The sequence below is a fragment of the Ideonella aquatica genome (assembly GCF_018069755.1).
In the GTDB taxonomy this organism is placed as follows: domain Bacteria; phylum Pseudomonadota; class Gammaproteobacteria; order Burkholderiales; family Burkholderiaceae_C; genus Ideonella; species Ideonella aquatica.
In genome coordinates, this window is the sequence record NZ_JAGQDE010000011.1 from 131,393 (window position 1) to 155,507 (window position 24,115).

Consider the following 24,115-nt stretch of genomic DNA (forward strand, 5'->3'; position numbering starts at 1 on the left):
GGTCTGCCGCAAGGCGATGTCGATCGTTTGCACACCGCTCGCCCGGCCCGCTAGGGTGTCGGGTTGAGCACTGCGCAAGGCGAGGACCACACGATGACGAACATCCTGATGACACTGCTGGTGGGCCTGGTGGTCGGCGCCGTGGCGCGGCTGCTGATGCCCGGCGACCAGCGCATGGGCTGGACCATGACCAGCCTGCTGGGCGTGGCGGGATCGTTCCTGGCCAGCTTTGCCGGTCAGGTGGCGGGCTTTTACGGGGCCGGCGACAAGGCCGGCTGGATCGCCTCGGTGCTGGGCGCGCTGGTGCTGCTGTTCGTGGTGTCGCGCCTGCAGGGCGCGGGCGGCGACAAGGCCTGAGCGGCCGCGCGCGGCGGGATCAGCGCGGCAGCTGCGCGGCGTGGTCCAGCCACTGCCCCAGGGCCTGCACCAGGTCGGCGCGGCTGAACGAGCAGCTTTCCTCGCCCAGCATCACCGCCGTGTCCAGCGGCTGCAGCAGCCGCTCCAGCACCTGCGCATAGCGCTGCGGCAGGCCATTCCACTGCAGCGCCGCCAAGCGAAAGCGCGCGCAGACGGCCTCGGGGCCGATCTCGCCGGCTTCGAGCTGGCTCAGCGTGTGGCGCAGGTGGTGGACGGTGGCGTCAATGTCGTTCATCGGTGTGGCGCGCGAAACAGGCGCCCCAGGACAGCGCACTTCCGGCCATTGTGCCGCGCCTGGCCGCGCTGAAATAGCACCGGGTGCAGCCCCGCCGGGGACCGGGCACCCACACCACCCGGAGCATCCCATGAGCATCAGCAGCATCCACAGCGGCCGCACCGCCCTGATCCCCACTGACAGCGACCGCGTCAAGCCGGGCCGCCAGCAGGCCCGCGAGGCCCTGGGCGCCGCGCTGGCCAGCGGCGACCTGGAGGCCGCCCGAACCGCCTTCACCACCCTCAGCGACGCCAGCGCCGAAGGCCGCGTGCGCCGCCCCGACGGCCCCTTCGCCCAGTTGCAGGCCGCCTTGGCCGCCGGTGACATGCAGGCTGCCGGCAACGCCTTCCAAAAGCTTGTCGAGAAGCGCCAGTCGCACGGCTCCGAGGCCACCAACAACCGCCCGCTGGCCCAGGAGGGCACGCTGGGCCGGCATATCGACCTGAGCGCCTGACCCCCCCACGCCGGTCACGGAACCGGCGGACCCAGGCGGGATCCATCCGGGTCGGCCGCGCGGGCGTATGCTCGCCGGCACCGATCAGGAGACCCCGCCCATGTCTTGTCTTGACCGCCGCCAGCTCCTCGCGAGCCTGACCGGCGCCCCGCTGGCCAGCCTGGCCGGCGGCTCCGTCTTCGCGGCCGCCCCGGTGGCTGTGCCGCCCCTTCCGCTGCGCCAGCGCCGCCTGGCCAACGGCCTGCAGGTCATCAGCCTGCGCGCCGGTGGCGTGGGCACGGTGGCGATCAATGTCTGGTACCGCGTGGGCGGCAAGGACGACCCCGAGGGCCGCTCGGGCTTTGCCCACCTCTTCGAGCACCTGATGTTCAAGGGCTCGGCGCACATGCTGCCCGAGCAGTTCGACCGCCTGACCGAGGACGTCGGCGGCGAGAACAACGCCTTCACCGCCGAGGACGTCACCGCCTACCACGCGGTCGTGCCCTCGCACCACCTGGAGCGCATCCTGTGGGCCGAGGCCGACCGCCTGGCCAGCCTGCGCCTGGACGAGGGCAACTTCCGCAGCGAGCGCGCGGTGGTGCAGGAGGAATTCCGCCAGCGCGTGCTGGCCGAGCCCTATGGCCGGCTGTTCAATGCCATCCCCGCCGCCACCTACCAGCGCCACCCCTACCGGCGCTCGGTGATCGGCAGCATCGAGGACCTGGACGCCGCCACCCTGGACGACGTGCGGCGCTTTCACGCCACCTACTACCGGCCCGACAACGCGGTGCTGATCGTGGCCGGCGACTTCGACCCCGCGCAGCTCGATGCCTGGGTCGACCGCTACTTTGCACCCATCCCCCGCCCCGACACCCCGGTGCCGCGCGTCGACGTGGCCGAGCCGGCCTGGCGCAGCAGCCGGCGCATCGCGGTCACCGGCCCCAGCGTGCCGCTGCCGGCGGTGGTCGCCATCTGGCAGGGCCCCAAGGCCGGCCACCCGGATGTGGCGGCGCTGTCGGTGGCGCAGGCGCTGCTGTCCTCGGGTGAATCGTCGCGCTTGAACCAGTCGCTGGTCTACCGCCAGCGCATCGCCCAGGCCGCCGCCTTCCAGGCCGACCCGCACACCGACGCCGGCGCGCTGTTCGCCTACGCCATCGCCGCCGGCCGCAGCACGCCACAGCAACTGCTGCCGCCGCTGCTGGCCGAGCTGCGCCGCCTGGCTCAGGGGCCGATCCCGGCCGCCGAGCTGGACAAGGTCAAGACGCAGATGCTCACCGCCTCGCTGGGCGCGCGCCAGAGCGCCCAGGGCCTGGCCGAGGCCATCGGCTGGGCAGTGATCCACCGCAACGATCCTGAGGCCATCAACCGCGAGTTGGCCGAGCTGCAGGCCGTCGGCGCGGCCGACGTGCAGCGCGTGCTGCGCCAGTACGTGCTGGGCCGACCCAGCACGGTGCTGCATTACACCCAGGGCCGCAGCGCGCGGCCCCGCACCCCGACCCGTCAGGAGAGTCGCTGATGTCCCCCGCCCTGCCGCAGCGCCTGCCCCACCGCCTGCGCCGCGCCACGCTGCTGGTCAGCCTGGTGCTGGCCGCACTGCCCGCCGCCGCCACGCCCGGCGTCGATGAGCCCCCCGTGCCCGGCGCGCCGCGCGCGCTGGCCCTGCCCGACATCCATGAAGACCGCCTGCCCAACGGCCTGCGCCTGGTGGTGGTGCCGCGCCCCAGCGTGCCGCTGGTCAGCGTGGTGCTGCACCTGGCCCCCGGCAGCAGCGCCGAGCCCGCCGGCCGCGCCGGCCTGAGCAGCCTGACCGCGCAATTGCGCCTGAAGGGCGCACGCGTGGGCGGCCAGGCCCTCAGCGCCAGCGCGCTGGCGCAGCGCGCCGAGGCGCTGGGTGGCGCGCTGGACGCCGGCGCCAGCCGCGGCGGCCTGAGCACCAGCATGACCGTCATCACGCCCAACGTCGCGCAAGCGCTGACCCTGGTCGCCGCCGTGGTGCGCGACCCGCTGCTGGCCGCTGACGAACTGGAGCGCCTGAAGGCCCAGACCCTGGACAGCCTGAAGATCCCGTTGGCCGACCCGATGCAACTGGCCAGCCTGGCGGCCACCCAGGGCGCCTGGGGCGCCTCGGTGTTCGGCAGCCAGGCCACACCGGCCAGCGTCGGCCGCATCACGCTGGACGAGATCCGCGAGCTGCAGCGCCGCCTGGCCCAGCCGCAGCAGGCCACGCTGGTGATGGTGGGCGACATCACACCGGCGCAAGCGCGCGACCTGGCCCAGCAGACGCTGGGCGACTGGCGCGGCAGCGACGCCTCGCCACCCTCCGCCCGCCGCGAGCCGCCCGCGCCGCAGACGCCGCGCACCGTGCTGGTCAACCTGCCCGGCGCCGGCCAGAGCGGCGTGGTGGTCACCGCGCCCGGCGTGGCGACCGATTCGCCCGAGCGCCGCGCGGCCCAGCTGGCCACCGCGGTGCTGGGCGGCGGCTACTCGGCGCGGCTGGGCGCCGAGCTGCGCATCAAGCGCGGCCTGACCTACGGCGCCACCGCCGTGCACGACAGCCAGGCCAGCGGCGGCATCCTCAAGGCCGCCGCCCAGACCAAGCCCAGCACCGCCGCCGAGCTGGCCCAGGTGACGATGGACGAGATGCAGCGCCTGGGCCGCGAGGCCCCGGGCGCCGATGAGCTGGCAGCGCGCAAGGCCTCGCTGATCGGCGGCTTCTCGCGCCAGTTCGACACCACCGGCGGCATCGCCGGCATCGTCATCAGCGAACTGGAACGCGGTCGCCAGCTGGCGCAGCTGCGCCAGGTGGTGCCCGAGATCGAAGCCGTCAGCGCCGAGCAGGTGCGCGATTACGCCGCCCGCCACTGGCAGGCCAGCCAGCTGCGCACCGTGATCGTCGGCGACGTGGCCGCCAGCGGCCCCACGCTGAAGGCCCTGGACCCGCAGGCGCTGAGCCTGGAGGCGGCGGCCCTGGACCTGGAGTCGCCCACGCTGAAGCGTTGACGCCGCCGTCGGGGCCGCTATCATCGCGGCCCCGGTCGGCAGTTCACCGAGGCGTTGCCGCGCAGCCTGTCTGCGAGCTGAACCTGCCCTGAATCCCTCACCGTCTGTGGCTCACCTGTCCTCTGGTGTGCACCGCGGCTGCAAGTCGGCAACCCCAGCCGGCGCGGGCCTGCCCCGCGCCACTCCCCCGGTGCATGCAGGAGACTTGCATGAACACGGAACCCTCCTCCGCGGCCCGCCGCCATGAACGCCCTGCGCAGCGCCATCGCGTGCCGCTGCACAGCCCCGACCTGTCGGGCTTTGCCAAGGCGCTGCGGCGCCAGCTGCTGGGCCACCACGCCGAGCACGCCGAACCGCCCAGCCATACCCAGTTGCTGCAGATGCTGGCCCACGCCGCCGGCCACCGCAACTGGCAGGCGATGCGCGCCATGGCGCCGATGCTGGCCCCCGAACCGCCCGCCGAGGCGCCACCGCCCGTGGACGACACGCCCGACGCACCCGCCGCGCCACTGAGTGCCGCCGCCGCCAAGGCCCTGACCCAGTTTGATGACCAGGGCCGGCTGACCCGCTGGCCGCACAAGCACAGCGTGCAGCGGCTGGCGATGTGGGTGCTGTGGACGCGCTTCGACACCGGCCGGCACTACACCGAGCGCGAGGTCAACACGCTGCTCAAGGCCTGGACCATCTATGGCGACCACGTCACGCCGCGGCGCGAGCTGATCAACATGGGCCTGCTCGCCCGCGAGGACGACTGCTCGGCCTACTGGAAGCTGCCACAGCGCCCCGGCGACGAGGTGCAGGCCCTGCTGCAGGCCGTGCGCGAGCGCAGCCGGCGCGGCCTGCGGCTGGCGCGCTGATCGCCCCCTGACGGGAGCGGCGACAATCGCCGCTCCCGTCGTTCCACCGCTGCACTGCGCCACCATGCCCGTCACCCGCGTCCTCACCGGCATCACCACCACCGGCACCCTGCACCTGGGCAACTATGTGGGCGCCGTGCGCCCCTGCATCGATGCCAGCCGGCGCGCCGACGTCGACAGCTTCTTCTTCATGGCCGACTACCACGCGCTGATCAAGTGCGACGAGCCGGCCCGCATCGAGGCCAGCCGGCTGCAGATCGCCGCCACCTGGATCGCCGCCGGCCTGGACACCGACCGCGCCACCTTCTACCGCCAGAGCGACATCCCCGAGATCCCCGAGCTGACCTGGCTGCTGACCTGCGTCATCGGCAAGGGCCAGATGAACCGCGCCCACGCCTACAAGGCCGCCACCGACGCCAACGCCGCCGCCGGCGAAGACGCCGACGCCGGCATCACGATGGGCCTGTACTGCTACCCCATCCTGATGGCCGCCGACATCCTGATGTTCAACGCCCATGTGGTGCCGGTGGGCAAGGACCAGGTGCAGCACATCGAGATGGCGCGCGACGTGGCGCAGCGCTTCAACCACCTCTACGGCGCCGCCATCAACCGCGAGTTCTTCGTGCTGCCCGAGGCGCAGATCGACGCCGAGATGGAGCTGCTGCCCGGCCTGGACGGCCGCAAGATGAGCAAGAGCTATGACAACGTCATCCCGCTGTTCGAGGGCGGCGAGAAGGCGTTGCGCGAGGCCATCGCCCGCATCGTCACCGACAGCCGCCTGCCCGGCGAGCCCAAGGAGCCCGAAGGCACCGCGCTGATCCAGATCTTCGACGCCTTCGCCACGCCCGAGGAGCGTGCCGCCTTCCGGGCCGAGCTGCGCGCCGGCCTGGCCTGGGGCGAGGCCAAGCAGCGCCTGTTCGAGCAGATCAACCGCCAGATCGCGCCGATGCGCGCGCGTTACGACGCACTGATGGCCGAGCCCGAGAAGATCGAGGCCATCCTGCAGGCTGGCGCCGCCAAGGCCCGCGCCATCGCCCGCCCGCTGCTCGATGAGCTGCGCCACGCGGTGGGCCTGCGCCGCTTCCAGGCGCTGGCCGCGCCGGTGGACGCTGGCGTCAAGGCCAAGGTCCAGCTGCCGGTGTTCAAGCAGTACCGCGAGGCCGACAACCGCTTCTACTTCAAGCTCAGCGCCCACGATGGCCGGGTGCTGCTGCAAAGCCAGGGCTTTGACGGCGGCCGCGACGCCGGCGCCTGGGTCAAGCGCTTGAAAACTGAAGGCGCCGCCGCGCTGGATGGCGCACCGGTGGCGCTGGGCGACGGCGTGGCTGCGGCCGAGGTGGCGCAGGCCCTGGCTGCGCTGATCGCCGCCGAGCAGTAAGCTGCGCTCCTCACCAGGAGGAGCCCTCATGATCCGGATGCCGACCTGGCTGCGCGCCGCCGCCGCCACGCTGACCCTGGCCGCCACCGCCGCCACCGCCGCCCACGCCGCCCCACCCGAGGCCCAGCGCACCCAGGTGCCCGGCTTCTACCGCCACGCGCTGGGCGACTTCACCGTCACCTCGCTCTACGACGGCTACATCGACCTGCCGCCCACGCTGCTGCACGGCCTGCGCGCACCGCAGATCCAGTCGCTGCTGGCGCGCATGTTCATCGCCAACGAAAAAGGCGTGCAGACCGCCGTCAACGCCTACCTGGTGCACACCGGCGAGCACCTGGTGCTGGTGGACGCCGGCGCCGCCAGCTGCTTCGGCCCCACGCTGGGCCAGGTGGGTGCCAACCTGCGCGCCGCCGGTGTGGACCCCGCCGATGTGGACGTGGTGCTGCTGACCCACCTGCACGCCGACCACCTGTGCGGCCTGCGCGATGCCGCCGGCCAGCCAGCCTTCCCCAAGGCCACCGTCTGGGCTGCCAAGCAAGACGCCGACTTCTGGCTCAGCCAGACCGTGGCCGACAAGGCCCCCGAGGGCATGAAGGGCTTCTTCCAGATGGCCCGCGACGGCGTGCGCCCTACCAGGCCCAGGGCCGCTTTCGCACCTTCAACGACGGCGACGCCCTGGTGCCCGGCCTGAGCGTGGTGCCCACCCATGGCCACACGCCCGGCCACAGCTCCTTCCTGTTCAGCTCCAAGGGCCGGCAGCTGCTGGTCTGGGGCGACGTGGTGCACTCGCACGCGGTGCAATTCGCCCACCCCGAGGTGTCGCTGGAATTCGACGTCAACCAGAAGCAGGCCATCGCCACCCGCAAGGCGCTGTTCCAACGCGCCGCCCAAGCCGGCTGGCAGATCGCCGGCGCGCACCTGCCCTTCCCGGGGCTGGGGCGCATCCGCCAGGATGCAAAGGGCTATGCGTGGGTGCCGGTGGAGTTCGGGCCGATCCGGGCGGATCAGCCCTGAGGCCTGCGCGCGGGCGTGCACCCCGCCCCTCCGACCGCCCGGACCACACCTGCTTCCCTTGGGAGGGACCCATCGTGGCGTCCGGCAGAGGATCAATGCGCGCCGCGCAGCAAACGACCAAGCGGGCGCCTGAGCGGCCCGCGCACTTCGGTGGCGCCAGGCGAAGTGGCCTTCTGACGCATCAGGCCGGTCGAGGTGAACACATCGAGGCGGCCATCACCGGTCAGGTCGGCCACGACCAGCTCCGCGTGGCCGCCGCCGCCGTAAAGCGTTTCGGCGCCCAAGCTGCCGTCGGCCTGCTGAAGGTAAAGGCCGACGCCATAGCTGTCATGCAGCGCGACGACGTCGATGCGGCCGTCGCCGTCCATGTCGGCCAGCGCAAGACGCGACAGATTCGTGGCCGAGTTCAGCAACGAGACAGGCCCGAAGCTGCCAGTGGGCAACTGCAATCTCACGGCGATCTGGGCGTCCATGCCGCAGCCGGGGGCGATCAGCACCAAGTCGGCGCGGCCATCGCTGTTGACGTCGCCCACCACCACGTCGTACTCACCACCGCAGTGTGGCGCGGCCCATTGCGTGCCCGCCATGAAGCTGCCGTCCGGCTTCTGTAGCAGGATCTCCACGCCGTAGTCATCCGAGGTGCTCAGCAGGCCCCAGAACAGCAGATCGTCAAGGCCATCGCCGTTGACATCGGCCACACGCAGCGCGTACAGCGACCGCAGCGCCGGCGCGAGGTCCGTCGGTGACGAGAACACGCCAGCCGAGGTCTGCCGCCAAACGCGCAGCTTCGACATGCCGGAGGGGCCGCTGGAGTCCATTGGCAAGGTCGCCAGTGACGGCAGGCCCTGCGTCCGAATGCGCTCCAGTTGTGAAGTGGCCGTGGTCAGCGCCAGCGTCGCGGCCCTGCGCAGGCTGCCGTCGGTCTGGCGCAGCAGCACCTGGATGTTGCACCCCGTGGCCACGACGACATCGGTCCGGCCGTCGCCATCGACATCGGTGGGCAGGCCCCCGACCAGGTCGCAGCCCGGCCCCACCGACACCGGCACGGCCACCGGCGCCGCCAGCGATCCGTCGGACTGCTGCCGCACGTCGTACAGACCCACAGAGCCTGGCTGGGAGACCCAGCCCAGCACCAGCAGGTCGGTTCGCCCGTCGCCATCCAGATCGGCAGCCTTCGCTTCGGAGATGCTGTCCAGGCCCGACAGCGCCACCGGCAGCCCGAGGCGGCCGTTGTCGGTGCGAAACCTCGACAGGACGCCCGGGCCCATCGCATTGCCCAGTGCATCGGTCACGCCGTGAACTTCGATGCTGTAGTAGTAGGCCCGTGCCAAGGGCGTGCTGGGCGTCAGCGTGACCCGCGTGCCGCTGATACCGAGCGTAGCCTGGACGACGCCATCGGGGCCGACGAGCTGCACGCTGCTGGCGTTGACCGTCTCGGGCAGAGGCGCCTCGCCGAAATCTATCTGGACCTGCACATCGGTCGGCACATCGACACTGCCGTCTGCAGGCACCACCGCGGTCACGGCCGGCGGGTCGCGGTCGACGGTGAATGTCCACTCGCGTGCACCCGAGAGCGGGTTGGTCGCCAGGTCCTGCACGCTGGCGGCCAAGGTCACGGTGTAGGTGCCGCTGGCGGGCACGCCCGTGGGTGCGAAGGCCAGCGTGCGCTCGTCAACCCAGCTCACCGTGCCCGGCAGCGCAGCACCGCTGGCGCCTTTCACCGTCATCAAGGCTTGCGCATCGCCATGCGCGTCCATGGCCTCGCTGAAGCTCACCTGCACCGCCGTGCCCGTTCCCACGGAGGACGCTTCCGGCACGCGCGCGCTGATCGTCGGCGCCACGCGCTCGCTGCGCAGGCCTCCTACGTTGTAGGCAGTGATCTGGCTGTCCTCCGTGTCGGAACCGCCAGGTCCGGCGGTCACGTAGCGCGCCTTCACCAGGCCCACGTCAGGTGCGAACCAGGCGTCAAGCGTGACCGTCACGATGACCGGCGACCCGCCGCTGCTCAAGGTCACGGTCTCGGTGAGGACTGTGCGCACGTGCGCCGCTTGCTGGAAGTCACCGGCCAGGGTGGTGACCACACCGAAGGCCACGACCTCCTGGTCGGCCCGCAAGTGCAGTGAGTCGGCCCGACCGTCACCATCCACGTCCTCGATGACGATGCCGCCCTGATCCAGCGGCACGCTGGTCTGACCTGACTGCAGCGGCAGCGGCAGGATGGGCACAGTCGACAGGGCGCGCTCCACCGCATCCGCCTGGGCGGATGGCAACTGCAGCACCCCGGCGGAGGTGCGGTCATAAAGGGATTCGGTGGTGCCGCTGCTGTCAGTCTCCTCGACGATCGCCACAGTGCGACCGTTGACTGCGCGCGTGCCGGTCACCCGACTGACGACGGCGCCTGCATCGGGACGCTGGTAGCGCCAGACGGCGCCGGCCGTGGTGGGGAAGTAGTCGGCGCCAGGCTTGCCGATGTCCACGCCGCCGGGTTCTTCGCCGCCACCGCCACCGCTGCTGCCGCCGCCGCCGCAAGCCGTCAGCAACGCGACGATGCCCATCGCACACGCCGCACGGACGCGGCAGCAAAGCCTTGTATTCATGACCTGTCTCCCTGTCCCCACACTACACTATAGTGCCTGGGGATCGAGCCCTGCGCCTTCCGGCCGGTGGCCAGCGTTGGTGCAGGACCGGTCGGGTCTGATGCGTCGACGGTTTCTGGAGCGGCGTCGCGTGCATGGGCGACCGTACAGACCGGCCCGGATACGGCATGCTCGGGGCTGCCTGCACTCAACGAGAGCGCTGCCATGCATGTGCCTGCCGTCGCCTGGTTCCTCGTTTCCCTTGTGGTCGCCGGATCACCGCCATCGGTCGCTCAGTCGTCGCCGGCTCGCAGTGCCGACGTGCAGGCGGTGGCACCCGGCGTGTGGTGGCTGCCTGGCCGGTTCGAGCGCGAGCGCCAGCCCGACGGCAACAGCCTGATCCTGCAGGGTCCGCAGGGCATCGTGATCGTCGACAGCGGTCGCCACGCCGAACACACCCAGGCGCTGCTGGACTGGGTGCGCGCGAGTGGCCAGCCCCTGCGTGCGGTGGTGAACAGCCACTGGCACCTCGACCACCTGGGTGGCAATGCCATGCTGCGCGCGGCGGCGCCCGCCATGCGCGCGTACGCAGCACCTGCTGTGCGAGACGCCGTGCGCCGGCGCATGCCCGAGTCGGCCATCGATCTTGAGCGCATGAAAGCCGACCCGCAGATCGACGAGGCCACCCGCCGCATGGTCGAGATCGACCTGGCCCTGTATGCGCGTCGGGAGGCGCTTGAACCCGACGTGCTGATCGAAGGGCCAGCGCAGGATCTCACCCTTGCCGGCCGCCCGCTGCGGGTCGGCGTGGCGTTCGGTGTCAGTGGCGGCGACCTGTGGCTGTTCGATCCTGCCAGCGGAACGCTCGCGGTGGGCGACTTCGTGACGCTGCCGGTCCCCTTCTTCGATACCGCCTGCCCCGAGCGCTGGAGAGCGTCGCTCTCCGAGCTGGCCTCGATGCCCTTCGAGCGGGTCGTGCCCGGGCACGGCCCCATCATGAACCGGGCCGAGTTCGACCGCTACCGCGCGGCGTACGACCGCTTGCTGGCCTGTGCCGGCAGCGCTCGCGCCGCGAGCGAATGCAGCGACGGCTGGCTGGCCGACCTGGGGCCGATGCTGCCTGCCGGCGGCGAGCGCGGCGCACAGGGCATGCTGAAGTACTACCTTGAGGAACGCCTGCGCGCTGAGCCGGCACGAACGGCGGCCGACTGCGCCGCCAGCTGAGGCGAAGGGTATGCGTCGTTCTCCTGGCGGTGGCGGCACGAGCACCGATCAACTGACGCGGTGGGCATTGGGCCGCGTTGCGAAGCGTGGGGCCGCCTCCCTATGCCGCCCCCCTATGCCGCCCCCTGTACCGGACCCAGGGCCGCCCGTGCCGCCCCCAGCACCACCCTCGTCAAACCGTCCAGCAGCCCCGACGCGGCCCTGGCCTGGTGCCAGTACAGCGGCACTTCCAGCGCGGTGCCCGCAACCAGTTCGACCAGCATGCCGCGCCGCAGCGCGTCGGCCACCAGCGGCAGCGGGTGCATGCCCCAGCCCATGCCGGCCAGCGCTGCGGTGACGAAGGCCTGCGAGGAGGGCAGGGTGTGGCGCGGCAGTTCCACGTGGCGGTGGCACACGCGGCGCGCCCAGCGCTGCTGCAGCTCGTCCTTGGTGCTGAAGACCAGGCTGGGCGCGCGGGCCAGGCTGCCGGCGCCCACGCCGTCGGCGAAGTGCCGTTGCATGAAGGCCGGGCTGGCGGCGGCCACGTAGCGCATCGCGCCCAGCGGTTGGCTGTTGCAGCCGGCCGGCGCGCGCGGCGCCGACGACACCGCGGCCAGCACGGCGCCGCTGCGCAGCCAGCCGGCCGTGTGCTCTTCGTCGTCCACCGCCACCTGCATCAGCACCGGGGCGTCGGCGGCGAAGGCGGCCAGCGCGGGCGCGAACCAGGTGGCCAGGCTGTCGGCGTTGACGGCCACCGGCAGCGGCACGCGCACGCCGTCCTGCGGGGCCAGCGTGGGCAGCGCGCCCTGCAGTTCCTGCTCCAGCAGGCGCACCCGGTCGACGTGCTGGCACAGGCGGCGGCCGGCCTCGGTGGCGGTGCAGGGCTGACCGCGCACCACCAGCGCACAGCCGCTGCGCTCCTCCAGCCAGCGGATGCGTTGCGACACCGCCGACGGCGTGACATGCAGGGCCCGCGCGGCGCGCTCGAAGCTGCCTTCGCGCACCACGGCAGCCAGTGCGGCCAGCGCTGCGTAGTCCAGCATGAATGAAGCTCCTCTCATCTGTGCTTAGCAGATTCAGTTTGTCTTCATTGCCTCCAGCTGGCAAGCTGGCGCCGATGAATGACGCCTTTCCGGCCGCGGTGCCGGTCTTTCTGCAGGGCGCGGCGCTGGGCGGCAGCTTGATCGTGGCGATCGGCGCGCAGAACGCCTTCGTGCTGCGCCAGGGGCTGCGGCGCGAGCATGTGGGGCCGATCGTCGCGTTCTGCGCGCTGGCCGACGTGGCGCTGATCGCCGCCGGCGTGCTGGGCCTGGGCCAGGCGCTGGGCGAGCGGCCGGGGCTGGCGCGCGCGCTGGCGCTGGGTGGCGCGCTGTTCCTGGCGGCCTATGCCTGGCGCGCGCTGCGCCGGGCGTTGCACACCGAATCGCTGCAGGCCGCGCCGGGCGGCGCGCCGATGGCACTGGGCGCGGCGCTGGCACAGGCGGTGGCCTTCACCGTGCTGAACCCGCATGTCTACCTGGACACGGTGCTGCTGGTGGGCAGCATCGGCGCGCAGCAGCCGCCGGCGCTGCGCGGCGCCTTCATCGGCGGCGCCGGCACGGCCAGCGCGCTGTGGTTCGGCGCGCTGGGCTATGGCGCGCGCTGGCTGGCACCGGTGTTTGCGCGGCCGCGCGCCTGGCAGGTGCTGGACGGCCTGATCGGTGCCACGATGGCGCTGCTGGCCGCGCTGCTGCTGCGCGAAGCGCTGGCCTGAAGGAACACCCCGATGTACGTGCCCCGCCTGCATGCGATGCCCGAGCGCGCCGACGCGCTGGCGCTGATGCGCGACCACCCGCTGGCCACCTGGATCACCGCGGCAGGTGGCGAGCTGCAGGCGCACCACCTGCCCACGCTGCTGGAACCTGACCACGGCCCCCACGGCCGGCTGCAGGCCCATGTGTCGCGGGCCAACCCGCTGTGGCGCGCGCTGGGCGATGGGTCGCCGGCATTGGTGGTGTTCCGCGGCCCGCAGGCCTACATCACGCCCGGCTGGTACCCGGGCAAGTCCGAACACGGCCGCGTCGTGCCCACCTGGAACTACGTGGCGGTGCATGTACACGGCACCGCCCGCGCTGTCGATGACCCGGCCGCGCTGCGCGATCTGCTGGACCGCCTCAGCGCGCGCCACGAGGCCACCCAGCCCCGCCCCTGGGCGCCCGCCGACGCGCCCGCCGACTACCTGGCCGGGCTGCTGCGCGGCATCGTCGGCATCGAGCTGGTGATTGATCGCCTCGAGGCCCGCCGCAAGGCCAGCCAGGACGAGGACCTGGCCGACCGCCACGGCACGGTGGCCGGCCTGCGCACCCAGCCGGGCGACGACGCGCAGGCCATGGCGGACATCGTGCAGCGCACGCTGGACTGACCACTGTCACGCGAGCGGCAGCGCCGCCCCGGCGCTTCGTGGTCGAATGGTGGCCATGAGCACTGCCAACCCCCTTCGCTTTGATGGCCGCGTGGCCATCGTCACCGGTGCCGGCGGCGGCCTGGGCCGCCAGCATGCGCTGGCCCTGGCGGCCCGTGGCGCCAAGGTCATCGTCAATGATTTCGCGCCCGCGCATGGCAGCGACAGCCCGGCCGACGCCGTGGTGGCCGCGATCCGCGCCGCCGGTGGCGAGGCGCTGGCCAACGGCGCCTCGGTCACCGACTTTGCCGCCGTGCAGGCCATGGTGCAGCAGGCCGTGGACGCCTGGGGCCGGGTGGACATCCTGGTCAACAACGCCGGCATCCTGCGTGACAAGAGCTTCGCCAAGATGGCGCTGGACGACTTCCGCCTGGTGATGGACGTGCACCTGATGGGCGCGGTCCACTGCTGCAAGGCGGTGTGGGAGATCATGCGCGCGCAGAACCACGGCCGCATCGTCATGACCACCTCGTCCTCGGGCCTGTACGGCAACTTTGGCCAGAGCAACTACGGCGCCGCCAAGATGGCGCTGGTGGGCCTGATGCAGACGCTGTCGCTGGAAGGCGCGAAGAACAACATCCGCGTCAACTGCCTGGCGCCCACCGCCGCCACCCGCATGACCGAAGGCCTGATGCCGCAGGCCGTGCTGGACCTGCTCAAGCCCGAGGCGGTGACCCCCGCGCTGCTGCACCTGTGCCACGACGACGCGCCCACCCGCGCCATCGCCTGCGCCGGTGCCGGCACCTTCGAGCGCGCCTACATCACGATGACACAAGGCGTGCACCTGGGCCTGGCGCCGGACACGCCGGAGCAGGTGGCGGCGCAGTGGGACGCCATCTCGCAGCGCGACGAGGGCGAGGTGGTGCCCGAATCGGGCTCGGCCCAAGGCACCAACGAGGTCGGCCAGGCGATGCGCGCCGCGCGCTGAGGCAGCGCTACTCGCGCAAGCGCGTCACGCCGCGCAGCTCGCAGGCGTGCACCGCGTTGCGCAGCGCGGCAATCGCCTCGTAGCGGGTGAAGCTTCGCCGCCAGGCCAGCACCACGCGGCGCGTGGGCACCGGCGCTTCAAAGGGGATGAACTTCAGGTGCGGCTGCGCCTCGCGCGGCACGCTCAGGCGCGGCACCACGGTCACGCCCATGCCCGAGGCCACCATGTGCTTGATGGTCTCCAGCGAGGAGCCCTCGAAGCTCTTGCGGATGCCCTCGGCGTCGCTGGAAAAACGGGCGAACTCGGGGCAGACCTCCAGCACCTGGTCGCGGAAGCAGTGGCCGGTGCCCAGCAGCAGCATGGTCTCCTGCTTGAGCTCCTGGCTGCTGATCGATTTGCGCTTGGCCAGCGCGTGGGCCTTGGGCACGGCCACCATGAAGGGCTCGTCGTAGAGCGGCGCCACAGCCAGGCCGGCATCGGGGAAGGGCTCGGCCATGATGGCGCAGTCCAGCTCGCCGGTGCGCAGCATGTCGAGCAGCTTGACGGTGAAGTTCTCCTGCAGCACCAGCGGCATCTGCGGCGACTGCTCGATCGCGTGGCGCACCAGCTCGGGCAGCAGGTAGGGGCCGATCGTGTAGATGATGCCCAGGCGCAGCGGCCCGGCCAGCGGGTCCTTGCCGCGCTGGGCGATCTCCTTGATGGCCGCGGCCTGCTCGATCACCTGCTGCGCCTGGCGCACGATGGCCTCGCCCAGCGCGGTCATCGTGACCTCGGTGCTGCCGCGCTCGAAGATCTTGACGTCCAACTCCTCCTCGAGCTTCTTGATCGCCACCGACAGCGTGGGCTGCGAGACGAAGCAGGCCTCGGCGGCGCGGCCGAAATGCCGCTCGCGGGCCACGGCGACGATGTAGCGCAGTTCGGTCAGGGTCATGGCCCGATTGTGCAAACAAAAACGCCGCCCGGGCCGGCAGGCCCTGGGCGGCGTGGTGGCTGAAGCTGCCGATCAGTTGCGGTTCACGGCCGACCAGGCGGCGGCCACGGCGTTCGACTCGGCCGAGCCGGTACCGTAGAGCTCGTTCGCCGCCGCAATGGTGTGGGTGCGGGCGTTGGCGAAGGTCGTGCCACTGGTGAACTTGGTGGTCAGCGCGCGGTACCAGATCTTTTCGGCCTTGGCGCGGCCAATGCCGGCGACCGTGCCGGTGCCGGTGGCCACGCGGGTGCCGCTGGTGCAGGTCTTGGACGGCACGCCGTTGGTGGTGCCTTCGGCCAGCAGGAAGAAGAAGTGGTTGGCCACGCCCGACGAGTAGTGCACATCGATGTTGCCCACGCCGCTGTACCAGCAGTCGGACGAGCTGCCATCGGCGCTGGGCTGGATCATGGTGCGCAGGTAGGCACGCGGGGCGATCGAGATTTCCTCGCCGATCAGGTAGTCGCCCGCGTCGTTGGCATTGGCGGCGTAGTACTCGACCATGCTGCCGAAGATGTCCGAGGTGGCTTCGTTCAGGCCGCCCGACTCGCCCGAGTAGATCAGGCCGGCGGTGCGGCTGGTCACGCCATGGGTCATCTCGTGGCCCGCCACGTCCAGCGACACCAACGGGTTGAAGCCGGGGTAGCTGCCGCTGCCGTCGCCATAGGTCATGCAGTAGCAGCCATCCGACCAGAAGGCATTGTTGTAGGCACTGGCGTAGTGCACGCGCGAGCGGGCCGGGGTGCCCGCACCATCGACGCCCTTGCGGCCGTGCACGTTCAGGTAGTAATCCCAGGTCACGGCCATGCCGTACTGCGCGTCGGCGGCGGCGGACTGCGGGTTGGTCTTCAGGTTGGTGCCCCAGATGTTGTCGGTGTCGGTGATGACCGATTCGACGCCGGTGCCGTTGTTCATCGTGACCGTGTACTGCTTGCCGCGGGTCAGGTCCTTCAGCTCGAACTTGGTGCCGGCCTTGTTGCCCTTGGTGTTCAGCACCACATCACCCGAGTACAGCGTCTTGCCGGTGCCGACATAGGCCTTGGTGTGCACCGTGTCCCACTGGTCGACCACCTTGCCGCTGTCGGCGTGGACGATCAGGCGGGCCTGGCTGGGCGTGCCGTCGCGCTGCACACCCTCCACGGCCACGTCCCAGGCCAGGTGCGGCACATCGCCGCGCGCATAGACCACCAGGCGCCGCTCGCCCACCTGGCCGTTCAGGTGCTTGAAGCCCTTCAGGGCACGGGCAGCGGCGCGATCAGCCGACAGGGACGGCGTGGTGTTCAGCGCCAGCGGGCGCTGCAGGGTCTGGATCACGCCGTGCAGCTGGCCACCGGGCTCGCTGCGCACGATCAGGTCACCAGCGATGACGGGCAGGCCCTTGTACAGGCGGTCCAGGCGCACATGCTCGGTACCGTCGGCGTCGACCACCACGTCCTTGGCCACATAGCTGTCGTCCAGCGAAACGCTCGCCAGGCCCATGGCGCCGCCGCCGAGGTGTTGCAGCGCGCGCTGCACGGCAGGGTGGGAGGCGTCAGGCGCGGCCAGGGCGGTGCCGGACAGGCCAACCAGGGCGGCCAGCGCCAGGCTCAGGCGACGGAGGGCGAAGCGAGGGGTCATGGGACTTCCAGGTGAGGCCGCCGCTCGTGGCACCGGCCGTGGGTTGAGGTCAAACCGCGAGTCTCGCCCCTGTCTGGTGCGCCGAACACCCCCCAGTTCTAGGCATGTGCCGTCTGCCCATCAGGCCTTCATGAACTCGGCCGCCGCACCCAACCAGCGCTGCACCTGGGCCGCGGCCACCGCCGGCTGCTGCTCCAGCAGGCGCGGCGCATGGCGGCGGGCCGCCGCCAGCAGCGGCGCATCCTCGGCCAGGTCGGCAAAGCGCAGCAGCGCATCGCCGGACTGGCGCTGGCCCATGAACTCGCCCGGGCCGCGCAGTTCCAGGTCGCGGCGGGCGATCTCGAAGCCGTCGGTGGTCTCGGCCATCGCCTTCAGGCGCGACTTGCCGGTCTCGGACAGCGGCTGGCTGAACAACAGTACGCACACACTCTCGACCGAACCCCGGCCCACCCGTCCGCGCAACTGGTGCAGCTGGGCCAGGCCGAAGCGCTCGGCGTGCTCGATCACCATCAGGCTGGCATTGGGCACATCCACGCCCACCTCGATCACCGTGGTGGCCACCAGCACCGCCAGCTCGCCGGCAGCGAAGCGCGCCATCACCGCCGCCTTGTCGGCGGGCGGCAGCCGGCCGTGCAGCAGGCCCACGCCGATGCCGGCCAGGGTCTCGCTGAGCTGCGCGTGGGTCTCGGTGACGTTGGCCAGCTCGGCCATGGACTTGCCGGTCAGGTCCTCGGCCTCGCTGGCCTCGACCAGCGGGCAGACCCAGTAGACCTGGCGGCCGCGCGCCACCTCGTCGCGGATGCGGCCGATCACCTCATCGCGGCGCGACTCGGCAAAGACGCGGGTGACGATCGGGCTGCGGCCGGGCGGCAGCTGGTCGATCGTCGACACCTCCAGGTCGGCGTAGTAGGTCATGGCCAACGTGCGCGGGATGGGCGTGGCACTCATCATCAGCAGGTGCGGCTCCAGCGCGCCGCCGTCGGGCAAGGCCAGGCGCAGCTTGTGGCGCAGCGCCAGGCGCTGGGCCACGCCAAAGCGGTGCTGTTCATCCACGATGGCCAGGCCCAGGCGCTGGAAGTGGACATCGTCCTGGATCACCGCGTGCGTACCCACCACCAGGCGGGCGCGGCCCTCGGCGATCGCCGCCAGTTGCTCGCGCCGCAGCTTGCCCTTGCGGCTGCCGCTGAGCCAGGCCACCTGCAGGCCCAGCGGCTCCAGCCACTGCACCAGCTTCTTGAAGTGCTGCTCGGCCAGGATCTCGGTGGGCGCCATCAGGGCGCACTGCCAGCCGGCGTCGATCGCCACCGCGGCGGCCAGTGCGGCCACCACCGTCTTGCCGGCGCCCACGTCGCCCTGCAGCAGGCGGTGCATGGGCTGGGGGCGGGCGATGTCGGCGGCGATCTCCTCGGCCACGCGGCGCTGGGCGTCGGTCAGGCCCCAGGGCAGCGCGGCCAGCAGGCCGTCGCGCACGCCGCCGGGGCGCACCGGCAGCTCGGGGGCGCGCAGGCGGGCGCGCTCGCGCCGGGCCTGCTGCTGGCTGAGCTGCTGGGCCAGCAGTTCCTCGTACTTCAGGCGCTGCCAGGCGGGGTGGCTGTGGTCCTCCAGCGTGGCCAGCGGCGTGCCGGGCGGCGGGTGGTGCAGAAAAGCCAGCGCGGCGCGCAGCGCAGGCAGGCCGGGCGGCACCACCTCAGGCGGCAGCAGCTCGCGCAGGTCGGCGCGCTGCAGGCCGCCGGCCACCGCCTTGCGCAGGTAGGCCTGCGGCAGCTGGGCGCTGGCGGGGTAGACCGGCGTCAGCGCCTGGGGCAGCGCGTCGTCGGCCTCGGCCACCTTGACCTGCGGGTGCACCATCTCGCGGCCGAAGAAGCCGTGGCGCAACTCGCCGCGCACCCGCAGCCCGGTGCCGGGCGCCCAGGCCTTCTGCTGCGACGGGTAGAAGTGCAGAAAGCGCAGCAGCAGCTCGTCGCCGGCCTCGTCACGGCAGCGCAGCAGCAGCTGGCGTCGGCTGCGCTGCTCCACCTGGCTGTGGACGACACTGACCTGGACCTGCACCGTCTCGCCGGCACGGGCCTGGGCCAGCGGGGTCAGGCGGGTCTCATCCTCGTAGCGCAGTGGCAGGTGCAGGGCCAGCGCCAGCGGCGTGTCCAGGCCCAGGCGCTGCAGCGCGCGCGCCGGGCCGCTGAGGGCGGCGGGAGCGGGGGCGGGAACCGGCGTGACCATGGGCCGATTGTGGCGGCGTGCGCTGCTCTGCGCGCCTGTCGGGCGCCGACCACAGTGGCTCTGGACGCTGCCCATTTCGACACGCCTTGAGGACTTCCCCTAGGCCGCGCCCGCGGCCCCGGCGGACAATCAAATCTGACCAGCGCATTTGCGCACCTCCCGCTGCCCTGAAGCCTGCCCACCACCATGCGCCTCCTTGCCCGTTTTCTGCTGTTGATGTCGCTGGTGTTGGGCCTGAGCCTGGCGTTCGCCTGGGCCTGGGACCGCAACGATCCCGACACCGTCGCGGCCGCCGCACGCTGATCCGCCCCAGCCCGGCCCTGCGGGCGGGGTCCTTGGATGGCCCTGTGAGGCATGGGCCCGGCGCCGCACATGGAACAATCCGCGTCATCCGCGGTCCTTGAAGGCCGGTACAGCCTGCAAGCCATGTCCTCCTCCTCCCTGCACCCCAGTGGTCGGCCGTTCCAGCTGGCCGATTTCGACTTTCACCTGCCGGCCGAGCTGATCGCCCAGCACCCGGCCCCGGAGCGCAGCGCCTCGCGCCTGCTTGACGGCACCGGGCCGCTGCCCGTGGACCGCGTGTTCCGCACGCTGCCCACGCTGCTGCACCCGGGCGACCTGCTGGTCTTCAACGACACCCGTGTGCTGAAGGCCCGCCTGTTCGGTGAAAAGCCCACTGGCGGCGCGGTCGAGGCCCTGGTCGAGCGCCTGCTGCCCGGTCACGACGCCCGGCATGGCGAGATGCTGGCCCACCTGCGCGCCAGCAAATCCCCGCGCGAGGGCAGCACGGTGCGCTTTGGTGGCGCCGAGGGCTTCGATGCGCTGGTGATGGGCCGTGCCGGGCCCGATGGCAGCCTGTTCCACCTGCGCGTCGAGGGCGACCCGCTGGCCTTGCTGGAGCGCCACGGCCATGTGCCGCTGCCGCCCTACATCACCCACGACGACGCCCCCGAGGACGCCGAGCGCTACCAGACCGTCTTCGCCCGCAGCCCGGGCGCCGTGGCCGCCCCCACGGCGGCGCTGCACTTCGACGAAGGCGTGCTGGCAGCCCTGGCCGAGGCCGGCATTGCGCGCGCCCAGGTCACCCTGCATGTGGGTGCGGGCACCTTCCAGCCGGTGCGCACCGAGAACCTGGCCGAGCACCGCATGCACAGCGAGTGGTACGAGGTGCCGCCCACCACGGTGGAGGCCATCACCGCTTGCCGCGCGCGCGGCGGCCGTGTGGTCTCGGTGGGCACCACCACGCTGCGGGCGCTGGAGTCCGCCGCCCGCCATGCCGGCCGCGGTGGCCTCAGCGGCGCGGTCAGCGGCGAGACCGACATCTTCATCACGCCGGGCTTCTCGTTCCAGGTGGTGGATGTGCTGTTGACCAACTTCCACCTGCCCAAGAGCACGCTGATGATGCTGGTCAGCGCCTTCGCCGGCTACCCGCACGTGATGGCGCTGTACCGCCACGCGATCGAGACCGGCTACCGCTTCTTCAGCTACGGCGACGCGATGCTGCTGCAGCGCGCCTGAGGTCCGGCGTCTGTCGCGTGCTGGCGCAGACGTCGCGTGCGCGCTGCGCCGCGGATGTGCCAGGGTGCTCCATCCTGGCAAAAGCGCAGGCAGTCTTGATGAGGCTCAACATTGCCGGCGCGCCGGCTCCCAAGATGCGGTCCAAGGGTTCACCGCTTTCAAAGGAGTCCACCATGCTGCGCACCCCGCACCTGATCGCCCTCAGCACCGGCCTTGCCGCCGCACTCGTCGCCGGCCCGGCCCTGGCCGCCGGCAATGACGACGCCATGCTCAAGCTGGCCAACACCAGTGGCTGCCTGACCTGCCACCACATCGAGCCGGGCGGCAAGGGCCCGGACGGCCTGGCGCCGATCGGCCCGGCCTGGAAGGACGTGGCGGTCAAGTACAAGGGCCAGAAGGAGGCCCAGAAGACCCTCACCGCCACGGTGATGGCCGGCTCCAACCCCTACGAGAGCCACTGGAAGGGCAAGGTCAGCGGCCTGGCCATGCCGCCCAACAAGGTGGCGATCACCGAAGCCGACGCCTCCAGGCTGGTCGGCTGGATCCTGCAGCTGAAGTAATCAGTCGACGCGCACGCAGCGATCGCGCTGCTGGGCGGGCAGGTTCTGGCCGCCCACCTGCAGGCTCGTGCCACGCCGCACATAGATCTGGTCGCCCTGGCGCAACAAGGTGCCAGGCAGCGCCTCGGTGATCTGGCCGCTGGGCAGTTGCAGCTCGGCCGGCCCGCTGATGCGCTGCAGCGGCACCGCCTTGCCCGCCGCCAGCGACTGCACCGGCACGCTGTCGCTGGCGCGGCCGCTTTGCTGCACCAGCCACTGCGACCAGCGGCGGATCGCGGCACGGCGCTCGTCAGGCGTGCGGCCCAGTTCCGCCGGGAAGCTGTTGCCCTGCATCAGCGTGCGGGTTTCTGTTTCGCACACGCCCATCAGCACGCCGGCCAACTGGGCCTCACTCACCTTGTGCTCGGGCTGCTGCTGCAGGGCCTGGCGGAAGCAGGCGCGGATCGGCGCCCAGGCCGGGCCTTCGGGGTCGGTTTGCGGCAGGGGGCAGGGCGGCCCGTTCAGCGTGAGCTTGGCCGTGGCCGGTCCGACCAGGGGCACCGCCGACGGCTTGGGGTTGGTCAGCACCGCACCGTTGTCGCAGCGCACCGCGCTGTCAGAGTAGGTGGGCGTGCCACCGCCGTCGCAGCGGTAGATGGTCGAGCTGCGCGGCGCGTCGTCCGACGCGGCCGCCTGCGGGCCGGAGGCCATTGCGGCCAGCAGCGCCAGAGACAGGAACCGGGGGAGGACGAACATCCGGCGATGATGCCTCAAACCGGACAGGATCCGCCGCCGGCTCGGTTATCGTCGTGCAATGACTTCGCCCTGGATCGCCGTGCGGCGGCTGCTCGCCGCCAGCTTGTGGATGGCGCTGGCGGCCCAGGCCGCGCCGATGCGCCTGGCCGTGGACGCCACCGACCTGGACCGCCGCGTACTGCGCGTGCAGCAGCAGATCGATGTGGAGCGTCCCGGCCCACTGACGCTGCGCTACGCCCGCTACCTGCCCGGCGGCCACGGCCCCTACGGCGATGTCACGCGCCTGGCCGGCCTGCGGGTGCAGGCCGGCGGGCGACCGCTGGCCTGGCGGCGCCTGGCGGGCGACCCCTTTGCCTTCCTGATCGAGGTGCCGCCCGGCGTGGCGACACTGGACCTGGACTTCCAGTACCTGGCCCCGGTGCGCGGCAGCGGCGAGCGCATCAGCATCACGCCGGCGCTGCTGGGCATCGAGTGGGAAACCGTGCTGCTCTACCAGGACGGACCGGCCGTCGATGCCCAGCGCATCACGCCGCGGCTGCGCCTGCCCGCCGGCTGGCAGGAGGCCAGTGCGCTGCGAGACGCCGCGGGCCAGCGCGCCGAACCCGATGCCCAGGGCTGGCGGCAGTACCGCGAGATGTCGGTCGAGACCCTGGTCGACTCACCGCTGTTTGCCGGCCGCCACCTGCGCCGCCACGCGCTGGACGACAGCCCCGGCGCCGCGCCGGTGAGCCTGGCCCTGCTGGCTGACGAGCCCGGCGCCCTGGCCGCCACCCCTGAGCAGCTGGCCGCCCACCGCGCGCTGGTGGCCCAGGCCGATCGCCTGTTCGGTGGCCAGCGGCCGTTTCGCCACTACGAGCTGATGCTGGCGCTGTCCGAGGAGTTTGGCGGCATGGGCCTGGAGCACCACGAGTCCAGCGAGAACGCACTGCGCCCCGACTACTTCAAGGACTGGGCCGACGCGATCCGCGGTCGCGAGCTGCTGCCGCACGAGTACGTGCACGCCTGGAACGGCAAGGCCCACCGGCCGGCCGACCTGCTGACACCCAACTACCACCAGGTCATGGGCACCGCGCTGCTGTGGGTCTACGAGGGCCTGACCGAGTACTGGGGCCATGTGCTGGCCGCGCGCGCCGGCCTGTCCACGCCCGAGCAGGCGGTGGACCGCCTGGCCACCACCGTGGCCGAGGTGCAGGCGCGCGCCGGTCGCCGCTGGCGTGCGCTGGCCGACACCCAGATCGACCCGGCCATCGGTCCCGGCCACAGCCGCGAGTGGGAGGATCACCAGCGCCAGCAGGACTACTACGACGAGGGCCTGCTGCTGTGGCTGGAGGCCGACCTGGCGATCCGCCAGGCCAGCGGTGGCCAGCGCTCGCTGGACGACTTCGCGCGGCGCTTTCACGGCCGCGCGCCAGGTCGCCACGCCGACGGCTCGATCCGCCCGCAGCCCTACACCGAGGACGAACTGTTCGCCGCCCTCCATGCGGTGCAGCCGCTGGACTGGCGGCATTTCTTTCACCAGCGCCTGGACCAGCCCGGCCGCGACGCCGCGCTGGCCCTGACCCACAGCGGCTGGGCCCTGGGCTGGCAGGCCGACGAAAGCCGCTTCCAGCAGCATGAACGCGGCTGGGAGGGCGACTCGGGCACCGAGCGCCCGCAGAACCTGGCCCATTCGCTGGGCCTGCGCGTGATCGGCAACGGCACGCTGACCCAGGTCTTCTGGGGCAGCCCCGCCTATGAGGGCGGCCTGACCAAGGGCATGACGCTGCTGGCGGTCAACGACCTGGCCTACAAGCCCGAGCGCCTGGACGCCGCGCTGCGCGCCAACACCGGTGGTGACGCGCCGCTGCGCCTGCTGGTCAAGGACGGCGAGCGCTACCGCAGCGTGACGATCGACTGGCGCCAGGGCCCGCGCCAGCCGCTGCTGCAGCGCCAGACCGGGCAGCCTGACCTGCTGTCGGCGATCTACCGCCCGCGCTGACCC

Annotated in this window: 20 protein-coding genes and 1 pseudogene; 14 read left to right on the top strand and 7 right to left on the bottom strand. The window is 71.9% G+C overall.

The genetic code is table 11. From position 1 onward, the window contains the following. Positions 1-93 precede the first annotated feature (93 nt). Positions 94-357, top strand: a complete 264-nt coding sequence (locus tag KAK06_RS13720) for a GlsB/YeaQ/YmgE family stress response membrane protein (RefSeq protein ID WP_210802684.1) — start codon at positions 94-96, stop codon at positions 355-357. Between the two features lie 19 nt (positions 358-376). Here KAK06_RS13720 and KAK06_RS13725 read toward each other — a convergent pair whose 3' ends face one another. Beyond that, the gene (locus KAK06_RS13725; protein ID WP_210802685.1) at positions 377-652 is read right to left on the bottom strand and encodes a hypothetical protein; all 276 of its coding nucleotides are present in this window, start codon (positions 650-652) and stop codon (positions 377-379) included. A gap of 130 nt (positions 653-782) precedes the next feature. On the opposite strand from KAK06_RS13725, the gene KAK06_RS24415 reads away from it, so the two are divergent. From KAK06_RS24415 to KAK06_RS13755, 6 genes and pseudogenes are all read left to right on the top strand, one after another. Further along, positions 783-1,145 (top strand): hypothetical protein, encoded by a 363-nt coding sequence (locus tag KAK06_RS24415; protein ID WP_210802686.1) that lies wholly within the window; start codon positions 783-785, stop codon positions 1,143-1,145. A gap of 100 nt (positions 1,146-1,245) precedes the next feature. Then, on the top strand, positions 1,246-2,640 hold the full coding sequence (locus tag KAK06_RS13735) for a M16 family metallopeptidase (RefSeq protein WP_210802687.1): 1,395 nt from the start codon (positions 1,246-1,248) through the stop codon (positions 2,638-2,640). After that, complete coding sequence (locus tag KAK06_RS13740) at positions 2,640-4,124, top strand: M16 family metallopeptidase (protein WP_210802688.1); 1,485 nt, start codon at positions 2,640-2,642, stop codon at positions 4,122-4,124. The genes KAK06_RS13735 and KAK06_RS13740 overlap by 1 nt, the downstream gene beginning before the upstream one ends. A 209-nt stretch (positions 4,125-4,333) precedes the next feature. Next, the gene (locus KAK06_RS13745) at positions 4,334-4,981 is read left to right on the top strand and encodes a DUF2087 domain-containing protein (protein ID WP_210802689.1); all 648 of its coding nucleotides are present in this window, start codon (positions 4,334-4,336) and stop codon (positions 4,979-4,981) included. 64 nt (positions 4,982-5,045) lie between these two features. Then, the gene (locus KAK06_RS13750; RefSeq protein WP_210802690.1) at positions 5,046-6,359 is read left to right on the top strand and encodes a tryptophan--tRNA ligase; all 1,314 of its coding nucleotides are present in this window, start codon (positions 5,046-5,048) and stop codon (positions 6,357-6,359) included. 28 nt (positions 6,360-6,387) lie between these two features. Beyond that, positions 6,388-7,373, top strand: a pseudogene (locus KAK06_RS13755) (MBL fold metallo-hydrolase). A 92-nt stretch (positions 7,374-7,465) separates the two neighbouring features. On the opposite strand, the gene KAK06_RS13760 reads toward KAK06_RS13755, so the two are convergent. Next, positions 7,466-9,928, bottom strand: coding sequence for an FG-GAP-like repeat-containing protein (locus KAK06_RS13760; protein ID WP_210802691.1), 2,463 nt, complete (start codon positions 9,926-9,928; stop codon positions 7,466-7,468). Between the two features lie 252 nt (positions 9,929-10,180). On the opposite strand from KAK06_RS13760, the gene KAK06_RS13765 reads away from it, so the two are divergent. Further along, positions 10,181-11,173 carry an MBL fold metallo-hydrolase gene (locus KAK06_RS13765; RefSeq protein WP_210802692.1) on the top strand — a complete coding sequence of 331 codons (993 nt, stop codon included), beginning with the start codon at positions 10,181-10,183 and terminating at the stop codon, positions 11,171-11,173. Between the two features lie 113 nt (positions 11,174-11,286). Here KAK06_RS13765 and KAK06_RS13770 read toward each other — a convergent pair whose 3' ends face one another. Then, positions 11,287-12,195, bottom strand: a complete 909-nt coding sequence (locus KAK06_RS13770) for a LysR family transcriptional regulator ArgP (protein ID WP_210802693.1) — start codon at positions 12,193-12,195, stop codon at positions 11,287-11,289. A gap of 74 nt (positions 12,196-12,269) precedes the next feature. Between KAK06_RS13770 and KAK06_RS13775 the strand changes: the two genes are divergently transcribed. Genes KAK06_RS13775 through KAK06_RS13785 form a run of 3 tightly spaced genes read left to right on the top strand, consistent with a single transcriptional unit; the run spans position 12,270 to position 14,520 of the window. Further along, positions 12,270-12,905 carry a LysE/ArgO family amino acid transporter gene (locus tag KAK06_RS13775; RefSeq protein ID WP_210802694.1) on the top strand — a complete coding sequence of 212 codons (636 nt, stop codon included), beginning with the start codon at positions 12,270-12,272 and terminating at the stop codon, positions 12,903-12,905. A 12-nt stretch (positions 12,906-12,917) separates the two neighbouring features. Beyond that, complete coding sequence (locus tag KAK06_RS13780) at positions 12,918-13,553, top strand: FMN-binding negative transcriptional regulator (RefSeq protein WP_210802695.1); 636 nt, start codon at positions 12,918-12,920, stop codon at positions 13,551-13,553. Positions 13,554-13,608: 55 nt separating this feature from the next. Further along, entirely contained in the window at positions 13,609-14,520 is a 912-nt protein-coding gene (locus KAK06_RS13785; protein WP_210802696.1) for an SDR family NAD(P)-dependent oxidoreductase, read from the top strand. Between the two features lie 7 nt (positions 14,521-14,527). Here KAK06_RS13785 and KAK06_RS13790 read toward each other — a convergent pair whose 3' ends face one another. The 3 genes from KAK06_RS13790 to recG all read right to left on the bottom strand — a co-directional run bounded on the left by KAK06_RS13790 (position 14,528) and on the right by recG (position 19,321). Beyond that, the gene (locus KAK06_RS13790; protein WP_210802697.1) at positions 14,528-15,451 is read right to left on the bottom strand and encodes a LysR substrate-binding domain-containing protein; all 924 of its coding nucleotides are present in this window, start codon (positions 15,449-15,451) and stop codon (positions 14,528-14,530) included. 72 nt (positions 15,452-15,523) lie between these two features. Beyond that, complete coding sequence (locus tag KAK06_RS13795) at positions 15,524-17,104, bottom strand: M4 family metallopeptidase (RefSeq protein WP_210802698.1); 1,581 nt, start codon at positions 17,102-17,104, stop codon at positions 15,524-15,526. A gap of 120 nt (positions 17,105-17,224) precedes the next feature. After that, the gene (gene recG / locus KAK06_RS13800; protein ID WP_210802699.1) at positions 17,225-19,321 is read right to left on the bottom strand and encodes an ATP-dependent DNA helicase RecG; all 2,097 of its coding nucleotides are present in this window, start codon (positions 19,319-19,321) and stop codon (positions 17,225-17,227) included. 426 nt (positions 19,322-19,747) lie between these two features. On the opposite strand from recG, the gene queA reads away from it, so the two are divergent. Both queA and KAK06_RS13810 read left to right on the top strand, forming a co-directional pair. Beyond that, the gene (queA, locus tag KAK06_RS13805; protein ID WP_210802700.1) at positions 19,748-20,839 is read left to right on the top strand and encodes a tRNA preQ1(34) S-adenosylmethionine ribosyltransferase-isomerase QueA; all 1,092 of its coding nucleotides are present in this window, start codon (positions 19,748-19,750) and stop codon (positions 20,837-20,839) included. Between the two features lie 173 nt (positions 20,840-21,012). Then, positions 21,013-21,399 carry a c-type cytochrome gene (locus KAK06_RS13810; protein WP_210802701.1) on the top strand — a complete coding sequence of 129 codons (387 nt, stop codon included), beginning with the start codon at positions 21,013-21,015 and terminating at the stop codon, positions 21,397-21,399. Here the strand turns inward: KAK06_RS13810 and KAK06_RS13815 are convergent, their stop codons facing one another. Then, on the bottom strand, positions 21,400-22,134 hold the full coding sequence (locus KAK06_RS13815; RefSeq protein ID WP_210802702.1) for a hypothetical protein: 735 nt from the start codon (positions 22,132-22,134) through the stop codon (positions 21,400-21,402). It lies immediately after the preceding gene. Between the two features lie 58 nt (positions 22,135-22,192). Between KAK06_RS13815 and KAK06_RS13820 the strand changes: the two genes are divergently transcribed. After that, entirely contained in the window at positions 22,193-24,112 is a 1,920-nt protein-coding gene (locus KAK06_RS13820; protein ID WP_210802703.1) for a M61 family metallopeptidase, read from the top strand. Positions 24,113-24,115: the final 3 nt, after the last annotated feature.